Genomic DNA, 16,803 nt, shown 5'->3' on the forward strand with positions numbered 1-16,803 from the left:
TGCTTACAAACATAATATACTCCTATTTTTAGAAAAAGTCAACAGTTAATGTTTGTTTTTGTGTTTTATTTTTTAATCTAAAAGACTTCAATATCAAAGCCAATTTGATCCACTTGACCGGGTTCCAAGAGACGAACGTTTTTCTTATCTTCTAAATGATCTCCTTCTTCAAGTGAAGTTGATAAGCCTGACCATGGTTCAAAGGCAATGAAAGGCCCCTTATTTAAGGTTGACCAGATGATGAGATTTGAGAACTCTTGGAAGTGTACTTTTAATCCCTTCTCATGCTTACGAGAACGAAGGGCAATTGTTCTGGATTGTAACTCATCGAGGGTCACTGCATCAACACTAAATAGATCGTAACTGAGGTCCACTTCCTTTTGTGAATCCAACCATGGACTTCTATCTTGGAAGTCTAACATTCCTGTTTCTGGGAAAGGACGTGGAACAGAGCAAGTCTCTTCTTTCTCAAACTCTAAATAGTAATCTTCATAGACTTCATCATCAAGTAGAGGACAATTAAATCCTGGATGTCCACCAATAAAGTAAGGCATGACCTTGCTAGTGTCTTTATTAAATATTTTGTATTGAGTTCGTACTGTCTTGCCAGTAAGAATATAAGTGATTTCTAGGCGGAAATGATAAGGATAGTTTTGATAGCTATTCTGATCATCTTCGATGGCAAAGGTCACACTGTTTTCTGTTTGATCAACTAATTCAAATTCTTTTTTACGGACTAAACCATGACGCGGAATGGTTCCTTTCGTCTCCGTTCCATCTTCGTGGCTATAGAAGGCTGTATCCTCTCTCAAAGAGCCACAGATTGGAAAAAGTACTGGAGCTTGCCCACTCCAATAGGTGGCATCTCCTTGCCACAGATACTCAATTCCATCTCGATCCTTGATTGATGACAAGGCGCCACCAAAAGTTTTAAATTGGACCGTCAATTGGTCTGATTTGATTTCAATTACCATTATTTTCTCCGATTTCTTGATAGTTTATAAAAAACTAGGTTGCCACTCCCAACATCGGAAATTGACAACCTAGTTTTTACAATTTACATTTTATAGGAGCGAATTATTTAGCATTTGCTGCGTATTCTTCGTTACGTTTGATCATTTGTTTTCTATACCAAGCAAAGATACCTACATAGAATACAAGGAAGGCTGCTGCACCAAGGATTGCTTTGATATCACCTGTTGTAGCATTACCGATTGCCCAACCAAATAGTTTTTCGATTGGTCCTTCAAGAGTTGAGTGAGTGATCAATTGAGTTTGGCTCACACCTTCTGGGAAGGCACCTACACCCTTAGCAAGTTCAGTTGCAAATGGAGCGATAAGAGTACCTGAAAGAAGGAAGAGTGGCAACAAGAGTGTTCCGAAGATGATCATACGGAGCAATTTACCACGTGTAACAACCAAGAGAGCTGGAGTCACACCCATAGCGATGATACCTGCAAGTGGCAAGATACCATTTCCGACGTTTGAAAGAAGCACTGCTTCTACTAGCATGATTGGAGCAAGTACGTTGGCACAAGCCCAGATTTCAGCACGACCAGCGATGAAAGGCCAGTCAAGACCGATGTTGAATTTACGTCCTTGAAGACGTTTAGTAGCAACGTTTGTAATACCTTGTGAAAGTGGTTCTACGGCTGCGATAAACCAAGATCCGATAAGTGAGAAGAGCTCCAAGCAGACACCGGCAGTCAAACCAAGGCTCAACCAACCTTTAATAACAAGTTCCCATTTATCGGCTCCTTCTACACCAGCAACTGGGTGTGGAGTTCCCATCAAACCAATAACGATACCAAGAATGAAACCGATAAAGAATTTAGATCCCCAGAAACCGATTTTCTTGTTCAATTTTGCAGCGTCAAAGTCATATTTATCAAGACCTGGCAATACTTTATCGAAGATCTTATCCAAAACCATGATAACTGGGTTCATCATGTAGTTCATGTGAGTTGAAGTCATTGGTGATGAACTTGGTGCGTTAAGAAGGTCGTCGAATGTTGGTTTCATCAAGTCAGAGTTGATGATTTTCAAAACACCTACTAGGACAACTGCTGCAGTTGCAATGAAAAGTGAAACTCCTTGGCTAACACCATTGTTGTCTGCATACCATTTGATCAAAAGACCAGTGATTGACAAGTGCCAGATGTCAAAGATATCGACGTCAAGTGTGTCCGTTTTCTTCATTGCAAGCATCACAACGTTGACAATCAACATTACAAGCAAGAAGTAAAGTGTCCAAGCAGATCCCCAAGTGATGGTTGCAAGTGGTGCCCAACCAACGTCAGTGATGTTCAATTGAATACCAGTATTTTCAACGAATTTCGCAAGAGATGCTGAGAAAGCTCCGTTGAGCATACCGATGATAGCACCGATACCAGTAAGGGCGATGGCAAGTTTGATACCACCTTCAAGCGCTTTGGAGAATTTCACTCCAAATAGTAAGGCCAATACTGTCAAGATGATCAGCATGATGATAGGACCACCCATTTCCAAGACTGGCTTGAAAATCTTATTGGCTAGTTCGATAATGACATCCATAATAGTTCCTCCCTTTATTTTTATGGAATCTTACAAAATAATAATTAACTTAGTCCGTGTTCTTTGATAGCTGCCTCAATATTGTCAAATACAGGAGCGCTCATTGCTGGAATACGGAACAAGATTGGTCCAGCTTCGATAACTGGAATACCTGGTTCAAAGCCAAGATCTGTTGCAGCGATTGGTGTAAAGATATCGTAGCCTTTCATAAGGTCTTCATTCACATCTTTTACCATAACTGCATCACAGTGAACATCGTAACCGCGATTTGCGAGTTCTTCTTCAAGAGCACTTTTAATTTGGTGACTTGAGTTAACACCTGCACCGCAGGCAGCGAGAATTTTAATCATTAGGATTTCCTCCGATTTTATTTTTTTAATAGACAAGATTAAGCTGTCGCTTCAGCTATATAAGCATAAAGTTTTTCTGGTTTAGAAATTTTTGATAAATCTTCCAGATGGCTATTCCCTGTGAAAAAGTCCATCAACTGAGCAAGAATGTTGGTTTGACTCGAACTTGAATTGTTAATGATAAAGAAGAGTAGAGATACTTCCACTTCCTTATCAGGAGCAATCATATTGTGAAAAGTTACTGGTTTTTCTAATCGAACAACCACCACTTTCTCAGCTAGATTGTGAACAATATCTGTATGAGGAATCGCTACATTTGGCAAGTCCTTTCCCAGAAATTCCATATCTAAGCCAGTTGGAAATGACCTTTCACGCGTGATCAAGGCTTCACGATAAGTTGGAGTCACTATTTCTCGTTCTTCCAACAGGGTTGCTACCTGATCAAAGAGTTGTTCTTGATTATCCGCTTCTAAGCAAAACACCAGGTTTTTGTCAAAGAAATGATCTAATCCCATAAGAGTTTCCCTTCTTTCAATTAACTTTTACGTTATAAGTATAACACTATATGAAATCGTTGTCAATACTTTTTGTTTTATTTTGTTTCTTTTTTGTTGATTGTGTTTTTTTAATTAATTACAATCATTATCAAACAATCTTTTTAAATTCTATTTTCGTGCATTTCAAACAAAAAAAGACCAAAATGGGTCTTTTTGTTACTAATTCTAATGTTATTTAGTTAATGGAAGATAAAATTTCTTCTAGCTTTTGATAGTCCTTAACACTATCGATTTCATAGATGCTGTTGCCTTCTAATTCTTCGACATACACATCTAATTCCTTGATATTGTCTTTAACCATGTTCTCCCAATAGAGATCAACAAACTCACCACTTGCATAGGCTTTGTCAATAAAACCAACAATCTTTTCTGCAGTTGGAGCATCCCAGAATGATACGCCGCTCAGAATACGACCAGCCTTGCTATCAACGATGATGTCTTGAACTTTATAGTCATCACCATAAACCAAGAACCATTCATTCTCACAGTCTTCACGATAAACACTGAAATAGGTAGAACGTTCAAGATTATTTCTAAACATATTTTTGAAAAGATAATTATCCGCATCAATAACATAGCTGTTAGCTAAATCTTCTTTTACAAGGTAAAGTGAGTAAAAATTGTTGTAATCTGCATACTTGTCGTTAAAGACTAAACGAACACCATATTTTTCTTTTAGGTAGTCAAATTGTTCTTTGAGGTAGCCAACAACGATAATAATCTCATCAATTCCTCTCTCTTTCAAAAATTCGATTTGGTATTCTACCAAGGGTTTTTGGTTGACCTTAACCAAGGCTTTGGGGGTATTTTCAGTCATAGGACGCAGACGAGTTCCCAACCCCGCTGCCAAGATAATTGCTTTCACGCTATTCTCCTTTATTCTTTAATAATAATATAAACACCAGCCATGACAACAAGCGATGTAATAATGGTTACCATATCGAGTGGTGTTCCTAAAAGCATTGCTGAGAACAATACTGTCCAAACGACATAGCTTACGTTCAAACCAGTTGCTTTTGCTGGTTGCAGACGATTGATAGCAATATAGTAAGCTAGGTATGAAATCATATTACATGCTGCAAAGACTAACATCAAACCCAGCAATTGCCCATCTGCTACTTCTGCAAATGAATGATGAGAAAAGAGGACAATGACAAGATATGACAAGAATGAGGTTACTTGGCGGATTAATAGTGCTTCAATTTCACTTAATTCACTTTCCATGGCGTAGGAACTAAGGACACTTTCACTTCCCCAGGCGATGGCACAAACTAATGCACAAAGAATTCCGATATAAAAAGAATTAACCTGCTCAACTTTGTAAGTCTGGGCAATAATACCAGCGATAATCAACAAAATACCAAACACAGTATTCTTAGATACCTTGTGTTTCAAAATGAAAAATGCTAGTAAAACAGAAACTGCTGGGTAGATAGCTGATACTGAAGATGCAAGAGAACTACCGATATATTTAACCGCATAAAGATTGGCTTGCATTCCTATAGGTCCAGCTAGCAAGGCTCCGATAATAACACTGACATTTCGAATATTTAGAAAAATCGAGAGTCGAACTTTTCCTTCTTTTACCAAAAGAAAAGCTAACAAGATAAAGATACTCAAGAAATCATGAGCAGCCGCCACCACAAAGGGGGAAAGATTGGTAAAAATTGAAAAGATATAAGAACTAATTGTCAGACCTAGTCCCCAGAAGATACCCGAGAGCAGACCGAAAGAGACACCATTTTTATTCTTCATCCTAACCTCCATAATAAGTCAAACCTTCGACAGCTCTTTGGTAACGATTGACACCGTAATCTCCAAAATCAGCCCCTTGAGCTTCTTTGTACACTGTCCACAAACTCCAGATAGTATCTTGCAAGATTTTATAGATACGAATCTTCTCACGTGATACTGGAGTTTTGTCACTCTCATAGTAGGTTAGAAAATCTTCTTCTTCCTGATTTGTAAATTCAGACTCCAAAAAGAGAGCTGCCAAATCCCACATCGGGTCATTCATAGAAGAGTATTCCCAGTCGATCAAATACATACGTCCTTGGGGTGACTCGATAAAGTTTTCTGGTACCAAGTCGATATGACAAGACTTTCTGTCGACACCCAAATCAGCCAACCTTTTCTCTAGTGAAAATACATTTTTTCTTACAGTTTCATAATTGGTGTAGGGGATATTTCCCTCAATCAGGATTTCGTATTTTTTGATTTCTTCAAACGGAGCAAATTCCCTTCTTAGTTCTTTACCAGATCCATGAATGGTTTGTAGAATCGGGGCAATCTTTTCAAATTTGGTCTTGATTGAAGTGGAATCAAGCGTTGTGGCAGAATCAATGTACTCATTTACCTTGATTCCTGACTCAATATCAAAAAGATAATTCTTGACATCAAGATTCAAATCTTTCAACAATTCAAGATTATATTTTTCATCTTGACGATTGATGAGCTTTTCAGTCCCTTTTCCGAAAAATTTAATGATATAAGGTTTGGAGGTTGTTTTAACCAAGTAGTTTTGGTTGGTCATGCCACCCAGTTGTTCAACACTAAGGACTTCCTCTTCATCAGATAGCAAAGAAGAAATTTTTTCTTTGATGAGTTTCTCCACAATTAACCTCCATCTCCTACACTTCCCACTTAAATACTGTTTTAAAAGCAGTATTTAGGTCTGTAGCAAAGACACGGTGAATGTCCTTGATTTCTCTCACTGGTTCTTCAATATAAAGAATATTTTTCAAACGATTCGCAAACTTCTTGACTTCCATCATCTGGATGGCCTTCTCAAAATCGACGCGTCCTGAGCGAGATGAACCAACCAAGAGCAAGCCTTTTTCTAAGGCATCTCGTGTATTGATATTGACCTTGTATTCACTCACTCCCATCATGAGAATCGTTCCCTGAGGTCGGATGTAACGAATCAGATCATTGATAGCTGGTCCTGTGCCATCACCACCGCAACATTCAAATCCATGATCAAAGGTCAGATCCTCGGGAATATTATCCGTGATGTAGCACTCTTTTGCAAAAGAGAAAAGCTCCAATTTTTCCCAATGGCGGCCAATCACGATAATCTCTGCTTCTGGTAGAGTGTAATTGATAATATTGGCAACCACAAAGGCCAAACTACCATCTCCGATAACAGCAATACGCTCTCGCTTGCTGTGGGCAAGATTCAAGAAACGATCCATAGCATGCATACCAACACTTACAAACTCGGTAATAGCTGCAACTGTGTCCTCAATGGAATTATAAGACACAACACGATCTTTTGGCAGAGAGACAAATTCTCGCATAAAGCCATCATAACCACTAGATAGGAAGTAGGTCCCTATCATGTAGTTTTCGTAGAACTCCTTGTCACTCTGCATAGGCGGTTGATTAGGAATCATAACTACCTTTTGACCGATTTCATAAGTCCCGGTTGGATCTGAAATAACAGTTCCACAAGACTCGTGAATCATAGCCATAGGAAGCTTTTTAGCCAATATCTTTGGATCACGTTTTCCTTGATAGTAACGTTGATCTGCATGACAAACTGCCATATAATTTGGACGAATAAGGATATGATTCTCCTGATCAATGTCCTCTTCTTGGTATTTTACATTGATAAACTTTGGTTTGGTCAGTTGATAAATTTGATTAATCATAGCCTTAGTCTTTCTCAATCATACTTTTCGCGATTTTCAAGTCTGTTACAGTTGTGATTTTAAGATTTGAATATTCCCCTTTAGCTAGGGCAACGTCTTTTCCTTTGATAACAAAAATCTTACATGCATCCGTCAGGATTTCCTTTTCTTGAGCAGATAGAGAACCATACAAATCCATGAAATCCTTGCAACGGAAAGTCTGAGGTGTTTGACCTTGATAAAGATGAGCACGATTTGGAATATCCGTGATAAATTGGCCATTAGTGCTTTCAACAATGGTGTCGACCGCTTCTACTACTGTGTCAACTGCATCATGATCTTGAGCGAGCGTGATATTGTCCTGAATCATTCGAAGTGTGATAAATGGACGAACAGAGTCGTGGGTAATCACAATATCTTCTGGAGTAATTGGACGGTAGGCATCAATGGCTTCTATAATCTTCTCAATACTGCTATTACGATCAGCACCACCTTTGGTAATAATGATACGATCCTTGTGGAGAGAAAGATACTTGTCAACCAAGTCCTCAGCGTGTGATACCCAATCTCCATGAACTCCAACTACAATTTTTTCAATACTTGGCTCCAAGACAAATTTTTCGATTGTGTGGATCAAAATAGGACGATCACCCAACTCCAAGAATTGCTTTGGTAAATTACTGATTCCCATGCGTGTGCCAGTTCCTCCGGCTAGGATTCCTGCATAGATCATATATATTCTCCTTTAGTTTATTCTAAAAAACTCATTACCATCTATTATATCACAATCTGCCTCCATCATGAAAAAAAGACAGAAAACGATCTATTTGAGAAATAAAATTAGATTTCCCTCTATATTTTTTTACTCAACATTCGGTTAATATAGAGTCTTTTAGAATATAATACAAACCTTAAAGAAAACTTAAAATTATTTTTAAGAATACAATAAAAAGCTAGGAAATTGCTCACCTAGGCCTAGACAGCTACAGTTCCTAACTTTCTTGTTTTTATTTATGATTATGGAATAGATTACTTTTCCTGATCTTGGTCACCAACTCCTTTAACTGCCTTTTTAAACTCAGACAGCATTTTACCGATTGATTCACCAAGTTCTGGTAACCGTTTTGGTCCAAAGATTAAGAGTGCCCCTAAAACAATGATAATCAATCCTGGAGCACCGATATCACGTAAGATTCCCATTCTTTTCTCCTTTCATTTTTTTCTTTACAATACTCTTGCTAATTGCAATACTAAGCTCATAGAGCGAGATTAAAGGAACAGTCATAGCTAGATCGCTGATAAAATCAGCTGGTGTCAAAATAACAGCTAGCACCAGTAAAATAAAATAAGCGTAACGACGATAAGCAACTAAGAAACCTGGTCCAATCAAGCCAATCGACGTTAAAAAAGCGATGATGACAGGCAATTCAAAGATGAAACCCAAGGGTAGGGTTGTTTGAAAAACAAAGGCTAAGTAGTTCTGCGCTGTTAATTGAGTTTCAAATAATCCTTCCCCAAGTCCTAAAAGAACTTGAAGTAAGGCTGGTGTCACAAAGTAGAATCCAAATGCCAGACCAAGTATGAAGCTAATAAAACTAGCTGGAATATAGACAAAGATTGCTCTTGCTTCTTCTGTTTTCAATCCTGGTTTGATAAAACTCCAAATCTGATAAACTGTAAAAGGTAGAGTAATAGTAAAGGACATTAGGCTCGCTAAGCGCAAATAAATCCACAGAATATCATTTGGACCTAATACAATCAACTTTTGATTAAAGGACCGAGTCAGATAGTAATAAAGCTGATCAGCAAACAATAAAGCTCCACAAAAGACTATAGAAAAGCAGGCTATAACAGCAATGAACCTCTTTCTAAATTCTATCAGATGTTCAACTATTGTCAATTCTTTTGTATCCATCTACTTTTCACCCTGTCTCAATGTGACAACCAAAACAATTATCAAGAAGACTAGCTGACTTCCTAAACCTTCCCAACTTGGATAGATGCCCAATAGGTCGATAGTTGGGAAACTTGATAGCAGGTGATTTGGTGCCATATTTGTCAGCTGCAGAGCATGCACACTAACTCCAAGCATCTTGAAGGCAAGAGCATAAATCATCCAAGTTAAGATAAAGAAGACCTTATGAGGTAGGAATAATTGACTCGCCTTGTTCATCAGAAATGCAATAATCAGCAAGACTAACAAAGCTAGAGAAATACCTAGGATAAACTCAAAACGAGATATTTTCGGTAAAATCCCTACGTAAAATAGAATGGTCTCTGCTCCTTCACGGAAAACAGCTAGAAAACTAAGTGCAAACATGGAAATGAATGAACCTGTCTTGGTCACAGTTTTCATCTGCGAATCCATAAAGTCATTCCATTTTTTGACCGAGGATTTACTGTGAAGCCAGATACCAATCACAATCATCATCACTACTGCGAAAATGCCAACAGCACCTTCGATAATTTCACGATTGGCCCCTGATGTTACTGCAGGAAAGGCAATTTGTAGTATAAATGCAATCACTAGACTCGCAACGATACCTGTTAGGGCCCCACCGTATACCCACTTGAGTCCTTTACGCATCTTGGCTGCTTTTAATGTTGTGACCAAGGCCATGACGATTAAGAGGGCCTCTACTCCTTCACGTAAGAGAATGAGCATGGCATCAAAAGCATTGTAGCTTGCAGTCGTATCAATTTGAGATAAATCCGCAATCAGTTTTTCTAATTTTTCTTGATATTCCTTCTCACTTCCCTTGACCATGATTACAGGACTTTCGCTTTCGACTCGGGTGTAGAGGGAAGGATTGGTCGTGCTAACAGAACCTTCAACAGTTGGCCATATAGTAATAAACTCTTTCATGGCAGCTGTCCCTGCCGTCGGGTTACCAGCTTTAAATTCTTCCAAGGCTTTTTTGAGAAGGGAAATGCCATCTTTGAGATTTAGATTGGAGGAACTTGTCGCTACTTCTTTGCCAGTCACGAAGTTATCAATGGCAGTTTTTAAGTCGTTAAAAGAAGACTGGATAGCATCATAATCTGTCGGCTCTGTTTCAATGCTACTCCGTAAGAAAGAAATAGCTGTTTCTACTTGACCATAATGAGCTGTACTGTTGTCACGGACAACACTCTCATTGATCGTCCAGGTTGAATTCATCTTTTTATAAGCTTCTCGGACTTGCTCTATATCTTTTGAAGAAATTGCCTTATCCAAAGTCTCAAAACGTGGTCTTAAGCGACTGACAAGTTTTTCCTTCTCCGAATTCAGATCTATTGGATTTTGTTCTTTTTCAAAAGCTAGAAGGGCAGAAGAGATTTGTGTCAGATTTTCTTCACTAATCTCCCCTGACAGTGCAAGTTTCTCCTTGACAGCCTTTCCAGCATCTGAATCAGCATGTTCTACTTTTTCAAAATCCGTCGCCATTTCTCTAACTAGGGCCTTGGCTTCTGCCTGATTTCCATTTTTTACAGCCTGAGAGGCATCGGTAATCTTTACAAAATAAGAACTCAGACTTTTCTTCGCACCGACAGGAGAACTAGCTAACAAGAGAAAAGACAAAGCCAAGAAACAAATGTTAGTCTTCCAATAATTTCTGACCAATATAGCCTCCTTTCTCTACTCCACCAAAGCAGGCAAAAAGACCGCTACCGATGTGGGTTACATACTCATTCATCTTGTCTGTAGCTCCGAGGTTGGTTTGAACCTTTCCAAAATGATCTGGATCCTTTTGGAAAGAGATAAAGAGTAAACCTGTGTCAAATTGTCCAGTCTTATCATCAATTCCATCCGAGTATGAATAGGAACGTCGTAAGAGTGGCTTATCTACTCTTTGGCTAATCGAACATGCGAATCATCTGGTAAAAGACTCAAATCTACTTCATCAAACTCATTCTTCTTACCAAAGGGGGCGCCACTTTCCTTATAACGACCAAAGGTATTTTCTTGCTCTTCAAGATTGGTTCGGTTCCAGGTATCGAGAAACATCTGGATGCGACGAACGGCCATATAGGATCCATTTTCCATCCAGTCCTTGCTGTCGGCCCAGACAACACGATCAAAATCCTTTTCTTTGGTCACATTGGCTGTTCCATCTTTGAAACCAAAAAGATTGCGTGGTGTCTCCATACGATCCCCAATAGCAGCAAATCCAGATTGGCTCCAACGGAGGGTCACTGCATTTCTCCCTTTACGAATGAGGTTGCGAATAGCATGAAAAGCAACTTGCTCATCATCTGCACAGGCTTGGATAACAATATCTCCCCCAGTATATTTTTCACGCAGTTGCTCCTTTGGAAAGGGTGGAAAATCCCTAAAAAGTTGAGGACGCTTGTGCTCCAAATTCATCTTTTTCAGGAAACTAGCAGACACACCAAAAGTCAGCGTTAAACGATGAGGATTTAGCCCCACTGTTTCTCCAGTATCGCTAGGAGGCAAGAGGGCATTCTGACCATCTTTTTTGACCAATTCTCCTTCTACCAACTTGCTACTATAACCTGTCCAATCCTTGAAAAGCTGGATAATCTTATCTTTATCTGTCGTATGCAAATCTAGGACAACAAAATAAATATTCTTCTGCATAGAGGGCGTGATACCCGCTTGGTGTTTCCCATAAAAGTCGATCTTTTCATTACCGTACGAGATTTTTTCCTGTTTGTCTAACCTAGGTGCTAAAAAAGCGGAGGCACCGGAGAGACCGAGTGCTAGCCCAGCACCTCCAATACCCGCTTTTTTTAGAAATTCTCGACGGTCCATTTTTTTCTCAAAAAAATTTTCGTCTTTCTTAGTCATACTGCCTATTCTCCATCAAGAAATTTGCCCATTTGTGATAGAGGTTCACCAAGTTTTGTCACGGCTTCAGCCAATTCTTTGGTGTCTTCTTTTGATAAGTCTGTATAAAGTTTGTAGTGTTCCTTGTCTGTCATATGTTTGTCCAACAAGCTATTAACAGATTTGAAATCAGCCTCTAATTCTTTGACTAAATCAGCATCTGATTTTTCTAGTAAAGGTTTAAAGAGTTGGAATATCTTTTCAGCTCCCTCGATATTAGCTCGGAAGTTGTACAAATCTGTATGAGAGTAGATTTCCTCTTCACCCGTAATCTTGCTTGTCGCCACTTCATTGAGCAAGTCGACTGCCCCTGTCAACATAATCTTGTGATCGACTTCAACAGTCGCTACCTTAGCCTTCAACTCTTTGATATCGTTGACAAGCTGATCACCATAACTTTCGGTTCCCTTAGTTGTGTTTTCTTCCCAAAGGATGCGCTCGATACGGTGGAAACCTGACCAACCTTCCTCAGTCTTGTTTTCATCAACATAGTCTGCTAGACGAAAGTCAATCTTAACATCAGATTCACCAAAACTCTCAGCGATTGGTTCTGAACGTTCATAAGCCATACGAACAAGTGGATAAGCTTTCTTGGCTTCCTCCAATTTTCCGTCTTTCAAAAGCTGGACAAAGCCTTCTGTATCCGTTAAGAGTTTGTCAATTTGTCCTTGAACAAAAGTCTTATAATCTGCGGTTGCCTTATCAAGTAATTTTTGTTTATCATCTGATAAAGCTGTCACCTTAGAGGAATCATTTGTATCGGTTGATTTTTCAAAACGGACCGCACATGCTGTCAATAGCAAAGCTGAAGATAAAAGGACAAAACCTAGTTTTTTCATTGTATACTCCTATTGGTTCAGGAAGCCTGAATTTATTTTACGTTCCATTATAACATCCTTTCCTTAATTTTTTAATAAATTGTCAGAAAATTTAATATTTGAGAATTTGAAGTAGCATTTTCCAGTAAAATTAGAAAGGGCCTAAAAATTAGAATCGTAGAACTTTTTTCAGATAGTTTAAAAAGTTTGTATTCCACTATTCTTTTCTCTATAATGGAGAGAAAGGAGATGACTATGACAGAAATGAAACATGAAATTGATGCAAACTTTGCAGGCCGACTCAATATCCTACGCGCAGGTGTTCTGGGAGCCAATGATGGGATTATTTCCATCGCTGGAGTCGTTATCGGTGTTGCCAGTGCGACAAGCAATATCTGGATTATCTTTCTATCAGGATTGGCCGCTATCCTCGCTGGTGCTTTTTCTATGGCAGGTGGCGAATATGTCTCTGTATCGACTCAGAAAGACACGGAAGAAGCCGCTGTCGCTAGAGAACAGTTGCTCTTGGATAAGGATATCGAATCTGCAAAACAATCCCTCTATGCTGCTTACCTTCAAAATGGTGAGTGTGAAACGTCCGCCCAACTCTTGACCAACAAGGCCTTTTTAAAAAATCCACTCAAAGCCTTGGTAGAAGAAAAGTATGGAATCGAGTACGAAGAGTTTACCAACCCTTGGCATGCTGCTATCTCTAGCTTTATCGCCTTTGTACTGGGAAGTCTTCCTCCTATGCTTTCGATCACCGTCTTTCCAAGTGACTATCGTATTCCAGCAACTGTTCTTATCGTAGCCCTTTCCCTTCTCGTCACTGGCTATACCAGTGCTAAATTAGGAAAAGCTCCTACGAGAACTGCTATGATCCGTAACCTCTGTATCGGACTTCTCACCATGGGCGTAACCTTCCTCTTGGGACAACTCTTTAGTATCTAAGCTAAAAGAAATACCTCGACCAGCATCGAGGTATCTTTTTTACATTTGCACAATCTTGCGATAACTTCTTGAGGTAATCATAAAGATCAAAACATAGACGATGAGGAAGATAGCACAGATGGACAATGTAACGGTCAACATCATGGTCGCATCGAGCACGCCAATAACTTTTAGGATGAGGCTAAGCATATGATAGGCAAAAGCAAGGTGTAGAAAGGCAAAGAGCAATGGAAGGAAGAAAACAGTTAGAACCTGTTTGTTAATCGTTTGCTTGATTTGCTTTTGATCAAGTCCGACCTTTTGCAAAATGATGAAACGTTCACGGTCTTCATAGCCCTCAGAGATTTGTTTGTAGTAAATAACAAGAACTGTTCCTACCATAAAGATGATAGAGAGGAAGATACCGATGAAGAAAACTCCACCAAAGAGAGCACTCATCTGCGCACTACTATCAGCCAGATTGCTTCCGTAAACATAGCTTCCTTCTTTGTTTATTTCTCTATTAAAGTTGTTGACGAATTTTGAATAGTCATCTGCAATTTTAAGTTGCTCGTCCTCACTAGCTGTTACATTCATACCCCCATAGTATTGATTAAAGATGGAAGAGTTAGGATGCTGTTCAAGAAAGGCTTGTAAGTCAGGAACAACCAAATAGTTATAATCCGAAGTTAGGATATTGTACTGATTTGGGACATGTTCAAGAATAAAATCTTTTTTGATTTCTTCCTTTATTGTATAGGTCTGGTCATTTAGAGTCAGTTCTTTCTGTCCTTGAAGTTCTTTGTTTTTAGTAAACAATCCGACTTCCTTACCTGAAAGTGCAAGTTTTTGCCCCGTCATATTCTCATAGTCTTTTTGGTCAAAGACCATAAAAATAGTTTTCGGTTGAACACGATTTTGACCTTTCTCAAAAATTGTCAATTTCGTACCTTCTTGATTTGCCACACCAAAGTTACTGTATGTAAGGACTTCTTTCTTTGTAACAGTCAATCCCTTATCACTAGCATACTGGTCTAGGAGTTTATTTATATCTTCTTTTTCAACATTCTGCCCTGTAATCCCAAAATCATGCGGATTCATGACTTTCTTGAAAGTTTCTGAAGCCTTGAAGACGCTCGTTGTAGCAGACATAGTCACCAAGACCATGGTTGAGAGAATAGCAATCGTCGCCAGACCAACCGCATTTTTCTTCATGCGGAAAATGAGATTGGATACGGAAATCATGTTATTAGGTTGGTAATAGTAACGCTTATTTTTCTTCAATATTTGTAGGAAAACTGTGATCCCTGCATTAAACAAGAGATAGGTACCAAAGATTACCAACAAAACTGCTACGAAGAAAATCAGAACAGCAGAAAGTGGGTTTTCGACTGTTATTGCTAGGTAGTAACCAGCTACTAGACTGATTAGACCTAGAATGGTTTGGAAACCTAAGAATCGTCCTTTTTTCTCACCACTGGCTTTTTCACGAGAGAGCTGAAGGGCATTCATGCGTGCGATGCGAAAGGCATTGATAAAAATCAAACCTAGGAAGATTGCCCCAAAGACAATGAGAACTAGGATAAAGACAATTGGTTGGAAAGTCGAAACGAGCTCTACTTTCATCTTCATCAACTTCAGAAGAAGGGCAAAGATTAGCTTATCAAAGAGAGCTCCTAGGCCGAGACCAGCTGTCAAGGTCAAGAAACCAAAAATAAGAAGCTCCTTAAAAACCATACTGATCAAATGGCGCTTTTCAAGACCCAGCATACCATATACACCCAGCTCCTTTGAGCGGTTCTTCATGACAAAACTATTGGCATAAAGGACAATAATTCCAGAAGCGATGGTAACAACCACCATACCGAGAGCGAGGGTCATAGAGATAGTTTCTCCCCCACGGATCTTGCCAATATTAGGATTAAGTGACAGTGAGTAAAAGAGATAGGTGATGGTCACAGCTAAGAGAACAGCAAGAGCAAAGGGATAGTAGAGTTTGCGGTTTTTGATTAAGTTCGAAACCGCTAACTTATTGGTTAATCGAAACATACTAATTCACCTCGCTTGCCATAACAGTCAAAGTATCAGAGATTTCTTGGAACATCTGACGCTCTGTCTTGTCTCCACGGTAGATTTGGTTGTAAAGAATGCCGTCCTTGATAAAGAGAACGCGCTTGGCCCTGCTGGCTGCTGCCGTTGAGTGGGTTACCATAAGAATAGTTTGGCCACGCTCATTGATTTCATCAAAAACATCTAGAAGAGCCGCAGATGACTTGGAGTCAAGGGCTCCTGTTGGCTCATCGGCAAGAAGAATTTCAGGTTCGGTGATAATAGCGCGTGCTACTGCTACCCGCTGTTTTTGACCACCTGAGATCTCATAAGGGTACTTCTCTTGCAATTGGTTGATGCCCAGATTTTCAGCGGTTACTACCAATTTCTTCATCATTTCCGTAATGGATTTTCGTGATAAAACTAACGGAAGCAAGATATTGTCCTTAACAGACAAGGTATCTAGTAAGTTAAAGTCTTGGAAGACAAATCCCAACTTTTCACGACGGAAACTTGAAGCCTGGGAATTCTTAATAGTTGCTGTGTCTGTTCCATTTAGGTAAACCTGACCACGAGTTGGTTTGTCAAGCATTGCTAGGATGTTGAGTAGGGTAGACTTCCCTGAGCCAGACTCTCCCATGATAGCAACGTAGTCACCCTTTTCTACAGTAAAGTGAATGTCTTTGAGTGCTTCTACTTGGTTGCCTTGGAAACGTGTTTTGTAGATTTTTTGAACGTGTTTTACATCTAAAAGTGTCATGATTTTCTCCTTCTTAATATCCCATCATTTGAAACTGTGCTTGCATCATAGCGCATCCCAGTTGAACACGCTCGATATCTTTTTGACTTGGTTTTCTTGTTTTCTTTTGTAAGATTCTTTTCATGTTTTTGCTCCTTTGTTCTTTATGAGTCTAGTTTATCGCAAAAAAAGGCGGCCTGCCATAACCTAACCTTACAAAAGAGACTTTAATCTTACATTTTTGTAAGATTGAGGAATTTTTTTGAAAATAGCTACTATAAGAAGTCCTGTCATTGCTTGTTTTATTCTTAAAATAATAGTAAAATTAAATTATGAAAAGGCTT

The 16,803-nt window shown here is 39.1% G+C and carries 16 protein-coding genes and 1 pseudogene; 1 reads left to right on the forward strand and 16 read right to left on the reverse strand.

From position 1 onward, the window contains the following. Positions 1-77: 77 nt before the first annotated feature. The 14 genes and pseudogenes from I6G42_RS07405 to efeO all read right to left on the reverse strand — a co-directional run bounded on the left by I6G42_RS07405 (position 78) and on the right by efeO (position 12,762). Complete coding sequence (locus I6G42_RS07405; protein ID WP_068981918.1) at positions 78-974, reverse strand: aldose 1-epimerase family protein; 897 nt, start codon at positions 972-974, stop codon at positions 78-80. Positions 975-1,077: 103 nt separating this feature from the next. Then, complete coding sequence (locus I6G42_RS07410; protein ID WP_000382509.1) at positions 1,078-2,553, reverse strand: PTS galactitol transporter subunit IIC; 1,476 nt, start codon at positions 2,551-2,553, stop codon at positions 1,078-1,080. Between the two features lie 44 nt (positions 2,554-2,597). Further along, on the reverse strand, positions 2,598-2,903 hold the full coding sequence (locus I6G42_RS07415) for a PTS sugar transporter subunit IIB (RefSeq protein WP_038805326.1): 306 nt from the start codon (positions 2,901-2,903) through the stop codon (positions 2,598-2,600). Between the two features lie 38 nt (positions 2,904-2,941). Further along, positions 2,942-3,418 carry a PTS sugar transporter subunit IIA gene (locus tag I6G42_RS07420; RefSeq protein ID WP_038805327.1) on the reverse strand — a complete coding sequence of 159 codons (477 nt, stop codon included), beginning with the start codon at positions 3,416-3,418 and terminating at the stop codon, positions 2,942-2,944. Between the two features lie 217 nt (positions 3,419-3,635). After that, on the reverse strand, positions 3,636-4,325 hold the full coding sequence (locus tag I6G42_RS07425; RefSeq protein ID WP_038805328.1) for a CTP--phosphocholine cytidylyltransferase: 690 nt from the start codon (positions 4,323-4,325) through the stop codon (positions 3,636-3,638). An 11-nt stretch (positions 4,326-4,336) separates the two neighbouring features. Then, positions 4,337-5,215, reverse strand: coding sequence for a DMT family transporter (locus tag I6G42_RS07430; protein ID WP_038805329.1), 879 nt, complete (start codon positions 5,213-5,215; stop codon positions 4,337-4,339). A 1-nt stretch (position 5,216) separates the two neighbouring features. Beyond that, positions 5,217-6,074 (reverse strand): phosphotransferase family protein, encoded by an 858-nt coding sequence (locus I6G42_RS07435; RefSeq protein ID WP_038805330.1) that lies wholly within the window; start codon positions 6,072-6,074, stop codon positions 5,217-5,219. Positions 6,075-6,090: 16 nt separating this feature from the next. Continuing rightward, positions 6,091-7,113: a ribitol-5-phosphate dehydrogenase gene (locus I6G42_RS07440; RefSeq protein ID WP_038805331.1), complete on the reverse strand. Its 1,023-nt coding sequence runs from the start codon at positions 7,111-7,113 to the stop codon at positions 6,091-6,093. A 4-nt stretch (positions 7,114-7,117) separates the two neighbouring features. Beyond that, positions 7,118-7,825, reverse strand: a complete 708-nt coding sequence (locus tag I6G42_RS07445) for a 2-C-methyl-D-erythritol 4-phosphate cytidylyltransferase (protein ID WP_038805332.1) — start codon at positions 7,823-7,825, stop codon at positions 7,118-7,120. 296 nt (positions 7,826-8,121) lie between these two features. Beyond that, the gene (locus I6G42_RS07450) at positions 8,122-8,292 is read right to left on the reverse strand and encodes a twin-arginine translocase TatA/TatE family subunit (RefSeq protein WP_038805334.1); all 171 of its coding nucleotides are present in this window, start codon (positions 8,290-8,292) and stop codon (positions 8,122-8,124) included. Beyond that, positions 8,276-9,007, reverse strand: a complete 732-nt coding sequence (tatC, locus tag I6G42_RS07455) for a twin-arginine translocase subunit TatC (protein ID WP_038805335.1) — start codon at positions 9,005-9,007, stop codon at positions 8,276-8,278. Before tatC ends, I6G42_RS07450 begins: the two co-directional genes overlap by 17 nt. Further along, complete coding sequence (locus tag I6G42_RS07460; protein ID WP_038805336.1) at positions 9,008-10,696, reverse strand: FTR1 family iron permease; 1,689 nt, start codon at positions 10,694-10,696, stop codon at positions 9,008-9,010. Continuing rightward, positions 10,671-11,884, reverse strand: a pseudogene (gene efeB / locus I6G42_RS07465) (iron uptake transporter deferrochelatase/peroxidase subunit). The gene I6G42_RS07460 and the pseudogene efeB overlap by 26 nt, the downstream one beginning before the upstream one ends. 5 nt (positions 11,885-11,889) lie before the next feature. Beyond that, positions 11,890-12,762, reverse strand: coding sequence for an iron uptake system protein EfeO (gene efeO / locus I6G42_RS07470; RefSeq protein WP_038805337.1), 873 nt, complete (start codon positions 12,760-12,762; stop codon positions 11,890-11,892). 234 nt (positions 12,763-12,996) lie between these two features. On the opposite strand from efeO, the gene I6G42_RS07475 reads away from it, so the two are divergent. Then, the gene (locus I6G42_RS07475; protein WP_038805338.1) at positions 12,997-13,692 is read left to right on the forward strand and encodes a VIT1/CCC1 transporter family protein; all 696 of its coding nucleotides are present in this window, start codon (positions 12,997-12,999) and stop codon (positions 13,690-13,692) included. 39 nt (positions 13,693-13,731) lie between these two features. On the opposite strand, the gene I6G42_RS07480 is transcribed toward I6G42_RS07475, so the two are convergent. Beyond that, positions 13,732-15,720 carry an ABC transporter permease gene (locus tag I6G42_RS07480; protein WP_038805340.1) on the reverse strand — a complete coding sequence of 663 codons (1,989 nt, stop codon included), beginning with the start codon at positions 15,718-15,720 and terminating at the stop codon, positions 13,732-13,734. Between the two features lies 1 nt (position 15,721). Continuing rightward, positions 15,722-16,480 (reverse strand): ABC transporter ATP-binding protein, encoded by a 759-nt coding sequence (locus tag I6G42_RS07485; RefSeq protein ID WP_038805341.1) that lies wholly within the window; start codon positions 16,478-16,480, stop codon positions 15,722-15,724. Positions 16,481-16,803: the final 323 nt, after the last annotated feature.

This window comes from Streptococcus oralis, from assembly GCF_016028255.1.
GTDB lineage: Bacteria > Bacillota > Bacilli > Lactobacillales > Streptococcaceae > Streptococcus > Streptococcus oralis_AC.